Source organism: Burkholderia anthina, assembly GCF_902498995.1.
GTDB lineage: Bacteria > Pseudomonadota > Gammaproteobacteria > Burkholderiales > Burkholderiaceae > Burkholderia > Burkholderia anthina.
Map to the genome: position 1 here is coordinate 39,325 of NZ_CABVLY010000002.1, position 20,867 is coordinate 60,191.

Genomic DNA, 20,867 nt, shown 5'->3' on the forward strand with positions numbered 1-20,867 from the left:
GAACACGGGCCGCACGCCGCGCCCGACCGATCCGGTTTCCCGCCCACCGCCCTTCGGAGCTTGTCGATGAATCTGCAACGTTTCCCCCGTTATCCGCTCACGTTCGGCCCGACGCCGATCCAGCCGCTCAAGCGCCTGAGCGCGCATCTCGGCGGCAAGGTCGAGCTGTATGCGAAGCGCGAGGACTGCAACAGCGGCCTCGCGTTCGGCGGCAACAAGACGCGCAAGCTCGAATACCTCGTCCCCGACGCGCTCGCGCAAGGCGCCGACACGCTCGTGTCGATCGGCGGCGTGCAGTCGAACCAGACCCGCCAGGTCGCGGCCGTCGCCGCGCATCTCGGGATGAAGTGCGTGCTCGTGCAGGAGCACTGGGTCAACTACGAAGATCCGGTGTACGACCGCGTCGGCAATATCCAGCTGTCGCGGATGATGGGCGCCGACGTGCGGCTCGTGTCGGACGGCTTCGACATCGGCATTCGCCGCAGCTGGGAAGAAGCGATGGAGGGCGTGCGGCAGGCCGGCGGCAAGCCGTATCCGATTCCGGCCGGGTGTTCCGAACATCCGCTCGGCGGCCTCGGGTTCGTCGGCTTCGCGGAAGAAGTGCGCGAGCAGGAAGCGCAACTCGGGTTCAAGTTCGATTACGTCGTGGTCTGCTCGGTCACGGGCAGCACGCAGGCAGGGATGGTCGTCGGCTTCGCGGCCGACGGGCGCGCGGATCGCGTGATCGGCATCGACGCGTCGGCGACGCCCGAACGCACGCACGAACAGATCACGCGCATCGCGCGGCATACGGCCGAACTAGTGGGCCTCGGCCGCGACATCGACGAAAAGGATGTGGTGCTCGACACGCGCTATGCCGGGCCTGAATACGGGCTGCCGAACGACGGCACGCTGGACGCGATTCGTCTGTGCGCACGGCTGGAAGGCATGCTGACCGACCCCGTCTACGAAGGGAAATCGATGCACGGAATGATCGACAAGGTGCGCCTCGGCGAATTCGAGCCGGGATCGAAGGTGCTCTATGCGCATCTCGGCGGGGTGCCCGCGTTGAGCGCGTACTCGGAGATCTTCCGCAACGGCTGATGTCCGGTCGATATCGGCCCGGCGCGCGTTCATGCGCGCCGTGAGGTAAAGCCGGCCCGGGCGGCGATTGTCCGCATCGGGCCGCGGTCATTTGCGATTCGGCATGCCATGCGCAGCCCGGCCGGCTATTCCATCTCTCCGCTGCATCCGGACGTCATCGGCCGCGCCCCGAATCGCAGGTGCGCAAGCCGCGCCGGCCGGCATCGTGACGGCAATCGACGGTTTTGCGTAGCGCGCTGATACGACAATTCATGCAGCGAACGCACATCGCGCCCAAAATCGTGCAAGACAGAGTGTTCTCGCATGCGCGCTCGTACTTGTTCAATATCCACACCCGCAACCGTTTCGTAATATCCCCGGCTATATCAACGAGCCGGCGCAAACGTTTGAGACCGGTCCATATTTTCCGATCCGGGGTGGAATATTCAATTCATCCGTCGCACTCACGTGCCGGCGATCGCCGGCACGTCGACCGCCGTCTCCGGTTTGCCGGCGATGCCGCAACCGGCAACCGTCGTCACGCCGCACGCGCCTCGCGACCCGCACACCAGCGCCCGCACACGGCGGGCCGCGTTACCGCGCCCCTGGTGCTTCGCCGCGGCGCTGCTCCTGCCCGGCCTGGTCCATGCGCAGCCGATACCCGGCGCCGGACAATCGATGCGCGACATCGAGACCGTGCGGCCGTCGCTGCCGGCCGCCACCGCCCCGCAAATCGACATCGCGCCCGCCGAACCCGCCCCTGCGTCGCCCGATGAAGCAGGCCCGCGCGTCACGGTCAGCGCATTCGCCATCGAAGGCAATGCGGCCATTCCCGCCGCGCGGCTCGCCCCGCTGCTCGGCGATCTGGTCGGCGGCGAACTGAGCTTCGGCGATCTTCAACAGGCCGCCAACCGGATCACGACGTACTACCGCGAACACGGCTACGTCCTCGCCCGCGCGTATCTTCCCCGCCAGGACATCGAACACGGCATCGTGCGCATCGCCGTCGTCGAAGGCCGCTACGGACAGATCGAATTGCACAACCGCACGCGCGTGCTGGACCGCGCGCTGCGTCAACCGCTGGCGTCGCTGCAGCCCGGCGAAATCGCGCACGGCAACCGTCTCGAGCGCAGCCTCATGCTGCTGAACGAGATCCCCGGCGTCGATGCGAAGGGCACGCTGCGGCCCGGCGCCGAACCTGGCACGACCGACCTCGTGATCGATGCCGAACGCGGTCGCTTCGCCACCGGCTCGATCGAACTCGACAACTTCGGCGATCCGCTGACGGGCCGCTATCGCGCGACCGGCAGCGTCGACGTCAATGCGCCGCTGCGGGTCGGCGACCGCTTCTCGCTGCGCGGACTGACGAGCAACACGAATCAGCGCTATTACCGCGCGTCGTATCAACTGCCCGTCGGCCCCGCATCGACCCGCATCGGCATCGCATATTCCGACATGGACTACCGGATCGGCCGCGACCTCAAGGACCTGCGCTACCACGGCGGTGCCGACGTTCGCTCCGCGTTCGTCACGCAGCCGCTACTGCGCAGCAGGCGCGCGAGCCTCGACGCGCAGGTCGTCTACGAAAACAAGCATCTGCGCGACGTGTACGGCGCGTTCGACGTGGTCAACGACAAGACCGTCGATCTGTGGTCGTTCGGTGTGAGCGGCAACCAGCAGGACACTTTCGGCGGCGGCGGCAGAAGCGGCTTCTCCGCCACGCTCGGCATCGGCCATCTGAGCGGCAACGATCCGTTCGACATGGACTACTACGTGCATACGCAAGGCCAGTTCGCGAAGCTGAATGTCAGCGCGCTGCGGCTCCAGGCGCTCGGCTCGCGATTGCAGCTCTATATCCAGCTCAGTGCGCAACTGTCGTCGCGCAATCTCGACGCATCCGAAAAATTCAGTCTCGGCGGCCCGTACGGCGTGCGTGCATTCGCACTCGGCGCCGGCAGCGGCGATCAGGGTTGGCAAGCCACGGCCGAACTGCGCCATCTCGTCGCGCCCGGCTGGCAACTGAGCGCATTCGCCGACACGGGACGCATTCAGCTCAGCAAGCAGCGATGGTCGCGCGAGCGCAACACCGTGCAATTGTCGTCGCTCGGCATCGGGGCGAGCTGGTTCGGCACGCGTCGTCAGGCCAGCGTCACCGCCGCGCTGCCGGTCGGCTACACCGACCCGGTCGCGTCGGCCACGCGTTCGCCAAGCATCTGGTTTCAGGCCGCACAGTATTTCTGAGCGGCGGCCGACCTGCGGCCCGCCACATGTCGGGGCGCAAGCAGCATGGGTGGCATAGCCACCCGCACCGTCGGAAGCGCGCATGTCGCGTCTTTCCGATTTCCCATCTTCGTTAGGTATACGTATCAATACGAAGTGGTCACCCTGTAGTTTTCCTGAGGAACATCATTTCATGAACAAGACCTACGCACTGGTCTGGAACCAGACCCAGGGATGCTGGAGCGCCGTTGGGGAAACCGCGCGCCGCCGCACCAAGCCCGGCAGCGCCAAGCGCATCGCCGCCACCCTCTCGCTGCTCGGCTTCACCTCGCTGCCCGCCTTCGCGCTGCCCACCGGCGAGAACATCGCCGCCGGCAAGGCCGACATCGTTCGCGAAAACGACGGCAAGTCGATGTCCATCAACCAGCACACCGACAAGCTCATCACCAACTGGAACGACTTCAGCATCGCCGGCAACGAGCGCGTGTCGTTCCATCAGCCCGGCACCACGTCGATCGCGCTGAACCGCGTGATCGGCAACAACGGCAGCCAGATTCACGGCCAGCTCGACGCCAACGGCAAGGTTTTCCTCGTCAACCCCAACGGCGTGCTGTTCGGCTCCGGCGCACAGATCAACGTCGGCGGCCTCGTCGCGTCCACCCAGAACATCGCCGACGCGGACTTCCTCGCAGGTAACTACCGCTTCTCGGGCAACTCCACCGCGTCGATCGTCAACGACGGCCACATCGCCGCCGACGACGGCGGCAGCGTCGCGCTGCTCGGTGCGCGCGTATCCAACAACGGCGTGATCCAGGCGAAGATGGGGCGCATCGCGCTCGGCGCAGGCAATACGTTCAAGGTCAACTTCGACGGCAACGATCTCCTCAGCCTGCAGGTCGAAGGCGGCGCGGTCGATGCGCAGGCCAGCAACGGCGGCCTGCTCAAGGCCGACGGCGGCGAAGTGCTGATGACCGCGCGCGCAGCGGGCAACCTGCTGAACGCCGTCGTCAACAACACCGGCACGATCGAGGCGAAGGGCCTCGCCAGCCGCGCCGGCAAGATCACGCTCGACGGCGGCACCGTCAAGGTCGCCGGCACGCTCGACACGAGCGCGGCCGAAACCGGCGCACCGGCCGGCTCGGTCGTCACGCGCGGCGAGCGCGTCGACGTCGCCGCCGACACGCGCGTCGACACGCGTGCAGGCGGCACCGCCGGCACCTGGTCCATCGAAGCCGCCAATGCCGGCGTGAACGGCGATCGTTCGATCGGCGCCGACACGCTGTCGCGCAACCTCGGCACGACCAGCGTCGCACTGACGAACACGCAAGGCGACCTGACGGTCGGCGGCCCGGTGTCATGGAACGGCGATCGCGCGCTCACGCTCACGTCGCAGAAGGGCAACGTCGATCTGCAGCAGACGCTGTCGGCCACTGGCGCGAATGCCAACCTGAACGTCAACGCCGCCGACAAGATCCGCATCAACGATGCAGTCAAGCTCACCGGCCGCAACGCGCACCTCGAACTCAATTCGAAGAACGGCCATACGCTGAACAACAACGCTGCCGTGACGCTGTCCGGCGACAACGCATCGTTCCGCTCGAACGGCGAGGACTACAAGGTTCTCCATACCGTGGCCGACCTGCGTAACGTCGATGCAAACCGCGGCGGCCGCTACGTGATCGGCAACACGATCGACGGCGCGAATACGAGCTTCCGCAGCATCGGCGGCAACCAATCGTTCTACGGCGTATTCGACGGCCTCGGCAACACGATCGAGCGCCTGCGCATCTCCAACCCGGGCCAGTCGAACGTCGGCCTGTTCTCGCACAACGCCGGCCGCATCGCCAACCTCAACCTGCGTGACATCGTGACGACCGCATCGGGTCAGCCGTATTGGCTGACTTCGATCGGCACGCTCGCCGGCAGCAACTCGGGCGTGATCTCGAACGTGACGGCCAACAACGTCACGGTCTCGGCCACGGGCTCGGCAATCATCGGCGGTCTCGTCGGCTCCAACTATGGCGGCACGATCGAGCACGCGAAGGTCACCGGCCGCATCGACGGCGATCGCTACGCGCAGTCGATCGGCGGCCTCGTGGGTGAAAACCTGACGCTGCTGGACCAGCCTCCGGTGACGGCCACCATCCGCGACAGCCACGCCGACGTCGAGGTGAACGCCGCGCACGACGGCCCCACCGGCGGCCTGGTCGGGCACAACACCGGCTTGATCGAGCGCTCGTCGAGCGCGGGGCGCATCAACGCGACGGGCGCCAGCCCGATGGTCGGCGGGCTCGTCGGCTTCAACGACGGCAACGGCATCATCAAGCAGTCGTCGTCGTCCGCAAGCGTGACTGCGCGCAACAACGCCATCGCAGGCGGGCTCGTCGGCCTCAACCTGGCCACCATCACGGATTCGCGCGCCAGCGGCAAGGTGAGCGTCGGTGAACGCAGCGTCGCCGGCGGCCTCGCGGGCGTGAACCTGGGTCAGATCGACGCGTCCACGGCCGACGGCGACGTGTTCGCAGCCGCCTCGAGCACGATCGGCGGGCTCGTCGGCACCAACAGCGGCCGGATCATGAAGTCGCAGGCCAACGGCAACGTGACGGCGGGCAGCAACGCGGTAGCCGGCGGCTTCGCCGGCTACAACGACGGCGACATCGACGGGTCGACCGCGACGGGCAACGTCGTCGCGGGCGCCGACAGCGTCGCCGGCGGCTTCGCCGGGCGCAACGGCAAGACGGGCCGCATCCATGCATCCGACGCGCAAGGTCACGTGCGGGCCACGGGCAAATCGACGCTCGGCGGCTTTGCCGGCGCGAACGACGGCTTCATCGAGACGTCCCTCGCCAGCGGCAACGTGGCCGGCGACCACAACAGCACGGTCGGCGGCTTCGTCGGCACGAATGCCGGCACGATCGAGGCATCCGACGCATCCGGCGACGTGGCCGCGGGCGACAACGGCACGGCGGGCGGCTTTGCCGGGATCAACACCGGTACGCTGGATTCCTCCAACGCATCGGGCACCGTCACCGTCCGGAACGCCAGCACGGCGGGCGGCCTCGTGGGGCTCAACCAGGGCCTCGTCCGCACGTCGAGCGCCAACGGCAAGGTATTGGCCGGGCAATCGAGCTACGCCGGCGGCCTCGCGGGCCGTAACAGCGGGACGATCGCAGATTCCCGCGCGACGGGCGCGGTGAAGGCGGGCGACTTCTCGTCGGCCGGCGGCCTGGTCGGCAGCAACGAGAACGGGACCATCGCACGGTCAACGGCGTCGGGCGACGTCGAAGCCGGCATGCAGGGCAAGGTCGGCGGCCTCGTCGGCAGCCTGACCGGGACAGTCGACCAGTCGCGCGCGACGGGTTCCGTCAAGGGCGGCGACGCCAGCTACGTCGGCGGCCTCGTCGGCAGCAACGGCGGCATCATCACGGCCTCGTCGTCGAGCGGCACCGTATCCGGCGGCCGGTACGCGCGGCTGGGCGGGCTCGTCGGCGGCAATTTCGGTTTCGTCTACGGCTCGTCGAGCACCAGCCGCGTCGATGTGAAGCCGGGCTACGACCAATCCTACGGCGCACTGGTCGGCGTGAACTACGGTCAGGTGAAGCCCTGACGTGAACCCGGACGGCTCCGGCTCCGCCGCCTGAACGGCAGGCCGGATTCCGTCGCCTGCTGCGAGCGGTCCGACCGCTCGCTGCCGGCGGCCGCGAGGCCGTCGGTCGCCCCCTCCGGCCGACCAGCCGTCACGGTCGGCCGGCTCACGAAAATCAATCTGGATAACGAAACGATGAACAAGACCTATGCATTGATCTGGAACCAGACCCAGGGATGCTGGAGCGCCGTCGGGGAAACCGCGCGCCGCCGCACCAAGCCCGGCAGCGCCAAGCGCGTCGCCGCCGCCCTCTCGCTGCTCGGCTTCACCTCGCTGCCCGCCTTCGCGCTGCCCACCGGCGAGAACATCGCCGCCGGCAAAGCCGACATCGTTCGCGAAAACGACGGCAAGTCGATGTCCATCAACCAGCACACCGACAAGCTCATCACCAACTGGAACGACTTCAACATCGCCGGCAACGAGCGCGTGTCGTTCCATCAGCCCGGCACCACGTCGATCGCGCTGAACCGCGTGGTCGGCAACAACGGCAGCCAGATTCACGGCCAGCTCGACGCCAACGGCAAGGTTTTCCTCGTCAACCCCAACGGCGTGCTGTTCGGCTCCGGCGCGCAGATCAACGTCGGCGGCCTCGTCGCGTCCACGCAGAACATCGCCGATGCCGACTTCCTCGCAGGTAACTACCGCTTCTCGGGCAACTCTACCGCGTCGATCGTCAACGACGGCCACATCGCCGCCGACGACGGCGGCAGCGTCGCGCTGCTCGGCGCGCGCGTATCCAACAACGGCGTGATCCAGGCGAAGATGGGCCGTATCGCGCTCGGCGCAGGCAATACGTTCAAGGTCAACTTCGACGGCAACGACCTGCTCAGCCTGCAGGTCGAAGGCGGCGCGGTCGATGCGCAGGCCAGCAACGGCGGCCTGCTCAAGGCCGACGGCGGCGAAGTGCTGATGACCGCGCGCGCAGCGGGCAACCTGCTGAACGCCGTCGTCAACAACACCGGCACGATCGAGGCGAAGGGGCTCGCCAACCACGCCGGCAAGATCACGCTCGATGGCGGCACCGTCAAGGTCGCCGGCACGCTCGACGCGAGCGCGGCCGAAGCCGGCGCACCGGCCGGCTCGGTCGTCACGCGCGGCGAGCAGGTTCGTGTCGCACGCGGCACCACGGTCGACACGCGTGCGGGCGATACGGCCGGCACCTGGACCCTCGAGGCCGCCAACGCCGGCGTCGCAAACAACAACGCCGACAGCCTCTATCCGGTCGACGCGTCGATCGATGCCGACACGCTGTCGCACAACCTCGGTACCACCAACGTCGCGCTCGCCAACACCCGCGGCGATCTCTCCGTCGCCGGCCCCGTCGCCTGGAACAGCGATCGTACGCTCACGCTGACTTCGCAAAACGGCAACGTCGATCTGACGCAAACGTTGTCGTCCACCGGCGCGAACGCCAGCCTGAACATCAATGCCGCCGGAAAGATCCGCATCGACGATGCGGTCAAGCTCACCGGCCGCAACGCGCACCTCGAGCTCAATGCGAAGAACGGTCATACGCTCTCGAACCGCAATGCCGTCGTGACGCTGTCCGGCGCCAACGCATCGTTCCGCTCGAACGGCGAGGATTACACGGTGCTGCACACGGTCGCCGACCTGCGTAACGTCGATGCGAACCTGGGCGGCCGCTACGTGATCGGCAACACGATCGACGGCGCAAACGCGAGCTTCCGCAGCATCGGCAGCGATCGTGCGTTCCACGGCGTGTTCGACGGCCTCGGCAACACGATCAGCAGGCTGTCGATCACCAATACCGGCCCGAACATCGGCTTGTTCGGGCAAAGCAGCGGCCACCTGGCGAACCTGACGCTCGATTCGCTCGTCGTCGACGGTACCTCGGCCGGCCGCGCCGCGTTCGTCGGCGGGCTCGTCGGCGACAACCTGGGCGGACGCATCACCAACGTCACCGCGAAGAACATGAGCGTCTCGTACAACGGCAGGGACGCAGTCCAGATGGGCGGCCTCGTCGGCCGGAACCTCGGCACGATCGAACGCGCGAGCTTCACCGGGCGGGTATCCGGCAGCAACAACACCGTCTCCGTAGGTGGCCTGGTCGGCGCCAACGCCGGCACGATCGCCGACAGCGAGGCCTTCGCCGACGTCACGTTGTCGGGCCGACCCGGCAGCCCGTTCGACCCGCAGTTCAACCGTGAGGTGCAGAGCGTCGGCGGACTCGTCGGGACCAACGGCGGCCTGATCGTTCGAGTGTCGAGCGGCGGACGCGTGTCCGGTCGCGACGACACGAGCGCCGGCGGACTCGTCGGGATCAACTACGGCACGATTCGCGATGCGTCGACCTCCGCCACGGTCACGGCAGGCAGAGGCGGGTATGTCGGCGGCCTCGTCGGCAAGAACCGCGACGGCGGCACGATCGCAAACGCGTCCGCATCCGGTTCGGTCACGGCCGCCGGTGCGATGGCGATCGGCGGTCTCGTCGGTGAAAACGCACGCGGCACGCTGGACGACGTGCGCTCGACCGGCGACGTGACCGACCTCGCGAGCGGCCATGTGGGCGGCCTGGCCGGCGCGAACCGCGGCACGATCCGCAACGCGCATGCAACGGCCACGGTGACGGCCGGTCGCAACAGCCATGCTGGCGGGCTTGTCGGCACGAACGACGGCACCGTGTCGAACGCGCGCGCCGCAGGCAGGGTCGACGCGCGCGACGCGAGCGACGTCGGCGGGCTCGTCGGGCAAAACTCGGGGGTGCTGGACACCGTGCAAGCCGCGGTCGACGTGACGGCCGGCAACGGTAGCCGCGTCGGCGGACTGGTCGGCACGAACCGCGGCAACGACGCGATCGTTCGCCACGCGCAGGCGTCGGGCAGTGCGGCGGCCGACGGCTCGAGCGTCGGCGGTCTGGCCGGCCTGAACGACAAAGGCGCCCTCATCGACGATGCATCGTCCACCGGCACGATTGCCGGCGACCGGTCGAACCTGGGCGGCCTGGTCGGTGAAAACGCCGGAACAATCCGGGCCTCGACGTCGAGCAGCCGCCTGAACCTCGTGGCACCGACCTACGGTCCGTTTTTCCAGGGGCGCCTGGTCGGGCTGAATACGGACAGCGGCCACATCGAAGCCAGCTCGGCCAGCGGCCCGGACCAGTCGTACGCCACGGTCGGCATGAGTTTCGGCAAGATCGACGGGCAGTGGCGCTACGGTCCCGCCAACTGGTAAGGGTGCGTTGAACCCGCAGGGTTCGGCATGACGGCCCCCGCTCGTTTCAAGCGCGGGGGCCGAAAATGAAGGATCACGGCCGGCACGTGCGGCGCGCGTGCCGGCCGCATCGACGCACACGCGGGTTCAGGGCTCCAGTTCGCGTGCAATCGCGTTCCGGAAAGCAGGCCAGCGTTCCCTCAACGCTTCGGCTCCGCCTTCGTGCAACACATGCTCCATGGCCGCGCAGGCATCCCGTGCCCGCGGATTGTCGGCCATCGCGAAACCGCCGCGCATCGAGTGCAGTTCCGCCGCCATCGCATCTGCGTCGCCGCCCGACAGCGCCGCATCGAGCGCGTCGAGCGAGCTCAGCGTTGCCTCGCGCAGGGTCCGCCGGATTTCATCGGTGACGGCAGGCGCATTCTCCCGCGTGCCGGCTCCTGCTTCCCCCGCTTCCGCGCCACGCCCCCCATGCCGGCGCAATACCGCGTCGAGCGCATCGATCGACAACGGCTTGAGCACGACCTCCACCGCCCCGACCTGCGCGCAGCGGCGCCGGTCCTCGTCGGTCGCATGCGCGGTCATCGCAATCACCGGCACGTTCGCGCCCTGCTCGCGCAGGAAATTCGCGAGCGCGAAACCGTCGAGTTCCGGCATGCCGAGATCGGTCAACACGACGTCGAACGGCTGAGTAAAGAATGCGCGCATCGCTTCGATTCCGTTCGCGACGAGCGTCGCGCTGCAATGCAGCGCCTCGAGCTGATCGCGCAGCAATGCGCGGCTCGCCGGATGATCCTCGGCAACGAGCACGCGTAGCGGCGCATCGCCGGCATCGCAGGCCGGCGGTACCGGGATCCCGGACTCCGGCTCGTCGAGCGCGACGCGCCACGCGGACGGCGCGTCGGGCATCGGCAGCGATGCCACCAGCGTCGTGCCCACGCCCGGCCGGCTCTCGACCGTCAGATCGCCGTGCATCAATCGCGCGAGGCGCCGGCACAGCGGCAGCCCGAGCCCCGTGCCGCCAAAGCGCCGGTAGATCGACGCATCGGTCTGGACGTACACGTCGAACAGCGCCGGCAGACTCTCCGGCGCGATACCGATACCGGTATCGCGCACCGCGATTTCGACGCCGTGCGCGCGATCTCCGGCAACGGGCTGCCGCGCTTCGATCGTCACGCTGCCGTGTTCGGTAAACTTGATCGCGTTGCTGACGAGATTCGACACGATCTGGCGCAGGCGGGTCGGGTCGCCGACGTAACCGTCGGCGAGTTCGGGTGCGATCCGGCATTCGAGTACGAGTTGCTTCGCGTCGGCGAGCGGGCGGAAGATCGCCGCGACGTCGCGCAGCACCGCACGCAGGTCGAACGGCACGGCCTCCAGCACCATCTGGTTGGATTCCACCTTCGACAGATCGAGAACGTCGTTGATCACGCGCAGCAGCGCATCCGACGACGACACGACCGTCTGCAGCCGGCGCTGTTCCGCCGCGGGCAACGCCGCCCGCGCCATCAGTTCGAGATTGCCGACGATCGCGTTGAGCGGCGTGCGGATCTCGTGGCTCATCGTCGCAAGGAACGTCGATTTCGCCTTGTTCGCATCGTCCGCCGCCTCCCGGGCCTCGCGCAGCTTGTCTTCCGTCAGCTTGCGTGCAGTGATGTCGGTCAGCGTGCAGAGCAGCACGTCGACGCCACGGAACTTGGTTCGCACGACATGAGCCGTCAGGTAGGCCGTGCCATGATCCTCGCGCGCGATCGCCAGTTCCTGCTGCAAGACGCCGCGCCGATCGTCGCCGTCCGCCTGGCGTTCGCGGTAAGTCTGCCAGATGCGCTTTCCCAGCGGCAAACCGGCCCCGCCGCCGCCGTATGCGAGCACGGCGTCGTTGCGCACCATCGTCTCGCCGTCCGCCACCGACAGCAGCAACAACCCGGCCGGCGCATGGCGGATCAGCGTCCGGTTGAACGCCTCGCTCTCGATCAGGCGGATCGCGCGCCGGTTCGCCGGACGCAACGCGCGACGATCGAACAGGACGATCGTCGACCAGAGCAGCGTGAGGCCGAACAGCGCAGCGCCGAGCGTGATGCTCACGCCGACGATCGTCGCCCTCGCCAGGCTGCGCCACGAGAAGGTCGTCATGATGACGAGGCTGGTATCGGGCAGGCGATCGCTGATGATGAAATTCGTGCCGATCCGCCGCACGACCACGTGTTCGCCGAGCGGATCACGCGCGTCGCGCAGCGCGCGCCCGATCATCGCCGGGTCGCGCTGCCGCCCGACGACGATGTTCCCGCGCGCATCGACGACCGCGATGTCCTCGTCGTCGGAACGCGGCATCAGCATGTCGTCGACCCGATACAACCCGTTGACGACGAACCACCCGAACGGCCGCCCGTCGGCGTCGTCCAGCCGGCGGGCGTACCGCACGACGGTCCGGCCGGAAAACGGGTCGAAACGGCGGTCGAGCATGAACGAGCGGTTCTGCGCGCCCGGCTTGCGCTTCGCGGCCCCGGTCGGCATCAACTGCGCGATCAGCGCTTTGGAATCCGTACCCGGCGCAAGCGCACGTGCGCGCGCAACGAGCGGCGCCCCCAGCACGGCGACAAACGGGCGGTCGAGCCCGATCAGATATCCGCCGACCGGCTCGGCGTCAACCTCGGTCGGCGATGGCGACGGCGACCGACCGCCCCGCGCAGCGAGACCAACCAGCACACCGAGATATCGCGAGTACGATGCGGCAGGGTGATCCGGCTCAATGCTGCCCAACGCGAGCATCGACGCGCTGCCGTTGCGCGGGGCCAGCACACCGCCCGCGGCCGAGAATGCCTCCAGTACGGAGGGCGACGGTTGCGCGCCCTGATTCCAGAGCTGCTCCATCGTGTCCCCGTAGGTCATCAACGCCGTGTCGGCCGCGCTCAGGCTCGTATTGAACCGCGCTTCCCGTTGCAGGAATGTCGAACGCTCCTGCGAGCGATACTCCTGCACGTCGAGCCGCACGACGAGTGCGGCGCAAATCAGAATGAACAGCGTGACCGCGATACCGCCGCCATACAACAGGAGTTGTTGCTGACGACGCACGCGGCCGGGATCGAACGGCTTGCGGCCGGCAGCGGCCGCCTGGGTGGCGAATCGCTTCAGTTTGGCGGGCATGGATTATCGTCGGCGCCGAAGGGTGCGCGGCCGGCCGCTGCTCGCCGCCGGAAACGGATAGGGGTCACGCATCGCGTGCGGCTACTCGCGCCGTACCGCTGCATCGTCGGCCGGCAATTCGGGCAGCTGGCCCTCGCTCGCATAGCGGATCAGGTCTGCATCGCGCACGATGCCGAGCTTCTTCATCGCGCTCGACTTCTGCGAACTGATCGTCTGCTTGCTGCGATGAAGCTGGACGGCGATCTCGCCGACCGTCAGGCCGGCCCCGTAAAGCCGCACGACTTCGATCTCGCGGGCCGTCAGCGTACGGGTACCCGCCGACGGCCGGCAGTCCTCCAGCAGCCGCTTGACGAACGGAGACAGATAATTCGCGCCGACGAACGCCGCATGAACCGCGCCGACCAGATGCGAAATCGCATCGGACTTGCTCAGGATGCACCCGACGCCCTGCTTCTGGATCGCGAGCAGCACGCTCGGGTTGTCGATCATCGTGATCGTCACGAGGCGAAGCGCCGGATAGCGCCGCTGGAGAAACGACAACAGTGAAAGACCGTCGCCATACTTGCCGCCGGGCATGACATAGTCGACGACGAGCACATCGCTCTGCTTCTCGTCGAGCATCGCCACGAGGTCGGTCGAATTCGAGACAGTGCCGAGCAGCTTGATCGTGCTGCTGCCCGCGAGCGCCTGCGACATCCCGAGTGCGGACGAAGGATGATCGTCCGCCACCATCACCCGCACAAAAAATTCATCCATCTCTATTCTTCTCCCGATACACGCGGCCCGACGTGCCATGTTGTGCGACGCGCCAGGCTTCGAATCGATCCCGCAACACAGTCGCGTCGCGGCGTTCAGCGAACCGGGCGGTGCGCAGCGTAATTTTAAGATGATAGACAGGTTCTGCGTCGCGGTGGTGGAACCCGGGTTGTCTGCGCCCGTCGGCGCACCTGCCGTCGCGCCAGCCGGCGCGCCCGACACGGCGTTGCGGCACAAACCCTCGGTGGTCCGCCGCCCACGCACATCCGATCGGCGGCGCTCCCGACGCCGTCGATCCACCCGGTCCCGCTGAGCGGCGAAAGCCGCTGCCTAACGCTTGACCACGGATTTGTCCGGCTCGCCCGGCCCGTCATCCGTGGCGTGCTGCCACTCGGTGATGGCGCGCCGCTTCTGCGACGGCGACATCATCATGAATTCGTTCAGCTTCGTCAGGAAATCCCGTCTGGATTTCTCCGGCAACGTCGCGAATCCCAGCAGCAGCCCGAACACCTTTCCCATATAGCGCACGGCCTTACCCTTCCTTCTTCAGTCGAAATCACGCGACACCGGAGCGATGCGGCGTGTCTGCCTTCCCCGCTTTGACACAGACGATCGACGCCGCCGTGGTGTCGCTTTTCTTTTATCGTCCCGGCCCGTGCACCGCCGCGGCCGCCATCGCTCTCGACGTCGGCCGCTCGTCCGCCGCATCCGCGGGAAACGCGATTCCGCGCCGCCGCGCGATGCGCGCGACACTCCGGCGCAGGTCCGCCAGCGTCACGGGCTTGGTCAGCACGCATTCCACCTTCGATGCCGCATAACGCCTGGCGTCGTCGGGTGCGAGATCCGATGCCACGACGATCATGTCGCACGGCAGGGCGCGCGCATGAACCGCTTCCGCCAGTTCGCGGGCCGACATGTCGGGCAGGTCGGCACCGAGCAGCAACGCGTCCCACTCGCCGGTCACGAGCGTGTCGAGCGCCGCGCCGCCGGACGACACGCATCGCACCATGCAGCCGAGCACATCCAGCTGCTCGCGGAAAATCGAGCCGTTGACGGCCGCATCGTCGGCAACCAGCACACGCGGCACACGCGTACCGGAAGCCGCTTCGGGTCGAGCGTCACCGGCTTCGCCGGCCGGCTGGCGCCGCTGTCCGGCGCTCACGACGCGCGCCTGCTCGATCGCCGTGCGCAGCCCGTTCAGCGAATAGCTCGACACGCGGATCGTGCGGCCCGCGACGTCCGGCTGCAGCGGGCCGTCCGGCGTAGCCAGCACGACCGGCGTAGCGCCGCCGAGGCTGTCGAGCGCCTCGCGCCGCCATTGATCGGAATCGCCGAAGAGCACGATCGCGTGCGCACGCGCGACGCACCCGGCGGCAATCCCGATCGGGTTCGAATGCATCGCGACGTCGAAACCCCATGCGCGCAGATGCGGAAATGCGAACGTACGCCACGCGTCCTCCGGCGACACGACGATCAGCGTCCTGCCGGCACCGGCACGCGCACCGACCGGCAATTTCGGCGCAATACCCATGCGCAACGGCAAGCGTACGGTGAACAGGCTGCCGACGCGCGGCGTACTGTCGACCGAAATCGTCCCGCCCATCGCCTCGACCAGCCGATCGCACAGCGCGAGCCCGAGCCCCGTGCCGCCGTAGCGCCGCGTGATCGAAGCGTCAACCTGCGAGAACGGCTTGAACAGCCTGGCCTGCTGCGCGACGTCGATCCCGATGCCCGTATCCTCGATGCCGATCGCGAGCTCGAGCGCGCCGCGCGCATTGCGCCCGACCGCCACGCGCGCGACGATGCGCCCTTCGCTCGTAAACTTGATCGCGTTGCTCAACAGGTTGCCGACCACCTGCGCGAGCCGCGTCGGATCGCCGCGCATCCGCTGCTCGCCGCTCGCATCGATATCGGCGAATAGCGGCAGCCCTTTCGCCCGGGCGACGGGCGCGAATGCCGCGAGCTCGCGCTCGATCACCGCGATCACGTCGAACTCGATCGACTCGACCGACATCGCACCGGCTTCGATCTTCGAGAAATCGAGAATGTCGCTGACGATCGCGAGCAGACCTTCGGCCGATGCGCGCAGCGTCCGCACGCGGCTGTGCTGCGACGCAGCGAGCGCCGTGCGCTCAAGCAGTTCGAGATTGCCGAGGATCACGTTCAGCGGCGTGCGGATCTCGTGGCTCGTCGCGGCGAGAAACGACGACTTGGCCGCATTCGCCGAATCGGCCGCGCGCACCGCCTCCTCGAGCTGATGCACGAGCCGGCGCTGCGTGCTCGTGTCGGCGAACGCCGCGATCAGCACGTCTTCGCCCTGGTAGCGTGCGCTGTGCGCGATGACCTCCAGATGCAGCGGCGCCTCGCCGCGTGCATCGAGCGTGAACTCGGTCATCATCGCCCGGCCGACGCCGCCGTTGGCGACGAACGCGTCGTACTTCTCGAGCACCTGTGCGGACAGCGCGTGGTGATCGCCGCCGTGCGGCACGAGCATCTGCGTCAGCGCGTCGCTCGCGAGCATCACGCGCCGGTCGGACAGCGACACGAGACCGATACCGACCGGCGCCATCGCGATCACGCTGCGACACAGCGCCTCGCTGTCGAACACGCGGGCCGAGCGTGCATAGACCGGCACGAGCACGCGCCGGTGGAAGCGCACGAGCAACAGCCACATCACGACGATCGCGACGAGCGTCGCCCCCGCGAGCGCGCCCGCCTGCACGCCGATGCCGGCCATGACGTCGGCCCACGACAGCGCATAGGCGATCGTCCAGCCGGTTGCCGAGAGCTTGCTGCCGAACACGATCGCGCCGTCGCGAAAGAACGGCTCGCCGGACGCATGGCCCTCGCGCGCGACGTCCAGACTCAACAAGTGCTCGGTCAGCGCGTTCGTGCGCTCGACGTCGGGATCGATCGCGATCAGCCGGTTGTCCGCCGACGCGATGAAGAACGTGCCGGCCGGCGCACGCCCGGACAGCCACGACAGCAGGTATTCCGGTGCGTATTCGGTGACCAGCACCGCGAACGGCCGGCCGTCGGCACGCGCCTCGGCGGCCACGCGGATGCGCGCCTGCCCGGTGACGGGATTCACGTAGGGCGGCAACCAGCGGACGTTCGGCCGCCCGTCGTTCGCGGCCGGCGGCGGGCCGTCGAAATCGACGCGCAGCGCGTCGAGCACATGCGCGCGCGCATCGGTCGACGCGAGCGCCGGATTGTCGCGCGCCAGGTGCGGCACGAAGCCGAACATCCCCGTGCGCGTACTGTAGTGATAGCCCTCGAGCGTACGCCCGCGATTGATCGAACTCGCCGCGCAGATGCGCGACAGCAGGAACGACAGCGCGAGATAGCGCGCGACCTCGTCGCGCTGTGCGGTTTGCCCCGGCACGCCGACCACGAGCGACGGATACGGCTTGATCGCGAGCTGCTGGCCGTGGGCGAAGAATGCGTTCGTGACGTCGGCCGGCGCCGGGTCGATCTCGCGCCAGATGAGTTGCGTGTTCGTGACGCCGTTGCGGAACGACGTCTCGGCCATCTGCACCTCGTCGGCAGCTTCCTCGACGCCGTTCAGGAAATTGCGCCGTTCGCCGTCCAGGTAGCCGTATACGATCGACGTGATCCCGAGCCCGCAGGCGATCAGGATCAGGATCGTGACGACGATGCCGCCCCCGAACATCGAGATGCTCTGGTAGCGGCGAATCGACTGAAGCGTGCTGTATGACATGGCTCGGCGTGACGGCGCCCGGAGCGCGGACATACGGCGGATTCCCTGCCGGACCGGCCGTCACGATGAAAACATTCGGGATAGTGATATCCCGATCATGCCAAACGGCACTGCGAAAATCAGGTGTGCATTATCCTTTTAGTACACGTCCGATCTTTTTGAATGATTGTTTTGAACTTGAACGAAGGTTGTCGGCGAAATCGGGGGTCGGGCACCTGTCCGGCCGGACACGTCGCTTCGCCCGGTCGCCACGGTCGCGGACGCGCACGAAACGCCCTCCCGCCGGCAGAAGATGCGTCCGCGAACGAGGCGGCGCATCGGCGGCACCCGATTCGACATGCGCGGGGCATCCGGACAGGATCGGCCCGCGCGCCGTCGTTGTGCGGGCAGCGCCCGCTCAGTTCTGCGTGAGCGGATTCAGCACCGTGCACAGGAAGCCCGTGCAATTCGTCGGCTTGAAATAGTACGACGCCATCGCCAGCGGCGGCGTGGTGCCGAACTCGATATCGCTCAGGTAAGCGGAACCCTGCGCACCGAAATCGTTCGCCTGCTGCACGTAGTTCGCGCCGGTCGACTGGATCGCGGCCGACTGGTACGCGAAGGTCGGCGATTGCGTCTGGTCCTTCACGTAGATCCACGACATCGTGCTGCCGAACACCTGCCCGCCCTTCGCGCGATACCCTTTCGCGCCTTCGCTGTTGGCCTGCGCGATGAAGTCGTTGATGGTCGTCGCCGGGGCCAGCGCATCGTACGTATAGGTCGCGTTCGATGCGTTGTTCTTCATGTACACGTTCGCCTGCACCGATCCGACGACCATCGCGCTGAAGAACCAGTAGCCCGACTGGCCCTGCGCGTTCGCCTGGGTGAGGAATGCGTTCGGGTCGCCCGGAAGGCCCGTCGTCGCATACGTGTAGGTGGCCGACGAGCCGCCGTCCTTGCGATACAGATACCCGAAACCGTACGGTCCTTCGTAGCGGTAGCCGTTCGCGCCTTGCCCGTTGGCCTGGCCGAGGAAACCCGGCCAGTCCGTCGGCGGCGATTGCAGCTGATACGTGTAGGTCTGCGCCGTGCCGTCGTTCACGAAGATCGAGCGCGTCCCGCCGTTGGCCGGATCGTAGTAGAAGTCGCCCAGGTAGCGATAGCCTTTCGCGCCTTCGCTGTTGAGAAGCGTCAGGAAGCCCGGGCCGTCCGCCGCGGGCGTCTGCGCATCGTAGCGCCACGTCAGCGTGCTGCCGCCCGAGCCACCCGAGCCACCGGATCCGCCGGATCCGCCGTTGCCGCTGTCGTTACCGCCGCTGCCGCCGTTGTTGCTCGTCCCCGATCCGCCGTCCGTGGCGGGCGAGGCATTGTCGTCGCCGCCGCCGCAAGCGGTCAGCGCCAGACAGGTCAGTGCGATCAGTGCGGCAGCTTTCATCGGGATCACCTCGAAGCGAAAAGAACGAACGAAGCCGGTACGCGCGAACGGCGCCGCGCGCACGGACGGTCATGTACCGGAAATCGGCCGGCGGCATTCACCGCCGGCCCGGGAGCGTCAGTTGACCTGCAGCTGGCCGCCGCGGCCGAGGCCGCCCTTGACGTCCTGCGCCTTGTAGCTGCGCAGGGCGACGACCATCTTGTTGTACGCGTCGATGAATGCGACAACCGTCGCCTTGCCTTCCGGCGTCGACGAGAAGCCGGCGAGCGCACCGCCCACGCCGCCGCCGAAGCCGCCGAGCGCCGCGCCGTAGTTGGTCGCCGTCGAGCTGCCTTCGGATGCCGCGATCTGCACGGCCGAGCGCACGTCGAACAGCGTCAGCGTCACGACCGATGCCTTCGTCTGCAGGTGGCCGGCCACCGCCGCCACCGCGCTGTTGCCGATCAGCCCGCCGATCATGCTGCCGATGCCGCCGATCGGCGAATCGTTGATGACGATCTGCGGTTCCATGTAGTAGTCGGCCGCGACGCGCTGCCCCTTGTGCTGCTTCGAGCCCGCGCGGTATTCGCCCGAGTTGCGCTGCAGTTGCGTGATGCGCGACAGGCGCGCGTCGCTCTTCTGGTTGCCGATCGACGTGATCACGAAGCAGTTGGACTGCTGGACGGCCAGCCGCAGCAGCGGGTCGATGGTCGTCATCTTGGTCGCGCTGCCGAACGGGCCCCACCAGTCGGCATTGCGGCCGTCGTCGACGGCGATCGTGCCGAGCGGCGACGTGCAGCGCTGCAGGCCCGAATCGGCACCGGCGCTGGTGCCGCCGGCGGCGGCACCCGTCACGCCGGCATTCTGGCCGCCGGGCGTCACCACACCGCCGCAGCCGGCGACGGACGCGCAAAGCGCTGCAACCAGCGCACCTTGAGTAAGACGTTGGGAAAGGATGGTCTTCATGTCGTTGTCGATCGATAGAGTCGTTGTTCGGCTTATGTGTCCGTGCGAACTTCGATAAGCCCCCCGGCGTGGCGCGCGATGGTGGTCTCCCCGCTGCAGCCCCCGTTGCTGTCGGCCCGGTCAGTAGTACCAGTACGTCTGATGCCAGACGCCGTAGTACGGATAGCCCGAATTCCAATAGCCGTAATAGACGTCACGCCACTGCGTGCGCCATTTCCAGTCTTCTTCGTCTTCCTTCTTGGCCTTGCGGGCGAGCTCGAGCAGCTTCTTCGATTCCTTGTCGCCGCGGGCCGCCGCGATCGACAGCCACTTGTCCGCTTCGCGCGGATCGGAGCCCATCTCCTCGAGGCCGAACAGATAGAAACTGCCGAGCGCCTTCTGCGCCTGCAGATCGCCCCGCTCGGCTGCATCACGCATCCACTTGAGTGCCTGGTAGCTGTCCTGGCGCACGCCGTCGCCGCGGAAATAGCGCAGACCGAGGTCGTAGGCGGCCTTCGGCTGGGTCTTCGCGGCCTGCTTCAGCGATACGATGCGCGGGTCTTCACGGTCGTCCGAATCGTCCCTTTTTTGATAGGACACCTGATCTTTTGGACGATCAAAACAACCGGTTTCATCGCAGATCCGCACCGTGTTGCTCGTAACGGACGGATCCTGCGCGCACGCGGCCAATAGCAACAGCAGCCCCGGTGCAAGTAAACGGCGAACCATTTTTTTGTCTTCCCCACGTTTTATCTGCGCCGCACTGTCTCGCGCCCCATTCACCCCCGCGAGCGCGCACCCGGTTTGCG

General features: G+C 67.4%; 11 protein-coding genes. 4 read left to right on the forward strand and 7 right to left on the reverse strand.

All coding sequences use genetic code 11. The features are described from left to right. Positions 1-66 precede the first annotated feature (66 nt). The 4 genes from BME24068_RS03020 to BME24068_RS03035 all read left to right on the forward strand — a co-directional run bounded on the left by BME24068_RS03020 (position 67) and on the right by BME24068_RS03035 (position 10,120). Positions 67-1,083, forward strand: a complete 1,017-nt coding sequence (locus tag BME24068_RS03020) for a 1-aminocyclopropane-1-carboxylate deaminase (protein WP_096500637.1) — start codon at positions 67-69, stop codon at positions 1,081-1,083. Positions 1,084-1,740: 657 nt separating this feature from the next. Further along, the gene (locus tag BME24068_RS03025; protein WP_174925104.1) at positions 1,741-3,303 is read left to right on the forward strand and encodes a ShlB/FhaC/HecB family hemolysin secretion/activation protein; all 1,563 of its coding nucleotides are present in this window, start codon (positions 1,741-1,743) and stop codon (positions 3,301-3,303) included. Between the two features lie 82 nt (positions 3,304-3,385). Beyond that, a complete protein-coding gene (locus BME24068_RS03030; protein ID WP_239007619.1) occupies positions 3,386-6,889 on the forward strand; it encodes a GLUG motif-containing protein in 3,504 nt (1,167 codons plus the stop codon). A gap of 174 nt (positions 6,890-7,063) precedes the next feature. Further along, entirely contained in the window at positions 7,064-10,120 is a 3,057-nt protein-coding gene (locus BME24068_RS03035) for a GLUG motif-containing protein (RefSeq protein ID WP_174925105.1), read from the forward strand. A 126-nt stretch (positions 10,121-10,246) separates the two neighbouring features. On the opposite strand, the gene BME24068_RS03040 is transcribed toward BME24068_RS03035, so the two are convergent. The 7 genes from BME24068_RS03040 to BME24068_RS03070 all read right to left on the reverse strand — a co-directional run bounded on the left by BME24068_RS03040 (position 10,247) and on the right by BME24068_RS03070 (position 20,787). Next, positions 10,247-13,243: a hybrid sensor histidine kinase/response regulator gene (locus tag BME24068_RS03040; protein WP_174925106.1), complete on the reverse strand. Its 2,997-nt coding sequence runs from the start codon at positions 13,241-13,243 to the stop codon at positions 10,247-10,249. A gap of 81 nt (positions 13,244-13,324) precedes the next feature. After that, complete coding sequence (locus BME24068_RS03045) at positions 13,325-13,999, reverse strand: response regulator (RefSeq protein ID WP_174925107.1); 675 nt, start codon at positions 13,997-13,999, stop codon at positions 13,325-13,327. Between the two features lie 330 nt (positions 14,000-14,329). Next, a complete protein-coding gene (locus BME24068_RS03050) occupies positions 14,330-14,518 on the reverse strand; it encodes a hypothetical protein (RefSeq protein ID WP_096500661.1) in 189 nt (62 codons plus the stop codon). 121 nt (positions 14,519-14,639) lie between these two features. Further along, a complete protein-coding gene (locus BME24068_RS03055; protein WP_174925108.1) occupies positions 14,640-17,720 on the reverse strand; it encodes an ATP-binding protein in 3,081 nt (1,026 codons plus the stop codon). A 397-nt stretch (positions 17,721-18,117) separates the two neighbouring features. Continuing rightward, positions 18,118-19,134 (reverse strand): hypothetical protein, encoded by a 1,017-nt coding sequence (locus tag BME24068_RS03060; protein ID WP_174925109.1) that lies wholly within the window; start codon positions 19,132-19,134, stop codon positions 18,118-18,120. Positions 19,135-19,251: 117 nt separating this feature from the next. After that, positions 19,252-20,079, reverse strand: coding sequence for a hypothetical protein (locus BME24068_RS03065; RefSeq protein WP_096500665.1), 828 nt, complete (start codon positions 20,077-20,079; stop codon positions 19,252-19,254). Between the two features lie 120 nt (positions 20,080-20,199). After that, on the reverse strand, positions 20,200-20,787 hold the full coding sequence (locus tag BME24068_RS03070; RefSeq protein ID WP_174925359.1) for a tetratricopeptide repeat protein: 588 nt from the start codon (positions 20,785-20,787) through the stop codon (positions 20,200-20,202). Positions 20,788-20,867: the final 80 nt, after the last annotated feature.